General features: G+C 58.9%; 1 pseudogene. It reads right to left on the bottom strand.

From position 1 onward, the window contains the following. A pseudogene (locus KDH83_RS31680) lies at window positions 1-436 on the bottom strand (hypothetical protein); the annotation flags it as partial.

Below are 436 nucleotides of genomic sequence, written 5' to 3'. Positions count from 1 at the left end.
ACCTTCAGCCATGCCAAATGCAAGGTAGTGCGCTAGCAGGCTGTCGGGCCAGTGAACCAGATCGGGGTGGCGTAGCTTGTACCATTCCGGGTTGAACGTGGGGCCTGGGGCATAGCCTGCCGATTCTCCGTGATGGAGAAAATGGGATAGCGGATCGAAACCGTACTCGAGCGCCTCCGGGTAGGTATCCAGATACCACTTGGTATTGAAGAGAGGATGAGGATCCCGGCCCTCCCTGGCTCCGTGTGTGCAGTAGTGCTTCAGCGCATTGCCATGGTCGGCGGGCACATCGGGATAGCGTTCGGCGTACCATTTCGCGTCAAAGAGCCGGCACGGATTGCGCAGTTCGCGTGCGCCGTTGGCGACATAGTGTGCGAATGGGTTGATTCCGCTGGCGGCGGTATCCGGATACGTTGCCAGATACCAAGCCGTATGA

Source organism: Achromobacter sp. Marseille-Q0513 (assembly GCF_018195695.1).
Taxonomy (GTDB): domain Bacteria; phylum Pseudomonadota; class Gammaproteobacteria; order Burkholderiales; family Burkholderiaceae_B; genus Achromobacter.
Note: the sequence above shows the minus strand (reverse complement) of the source record. Positions and strands in the feature narration are given on the sequence as shown.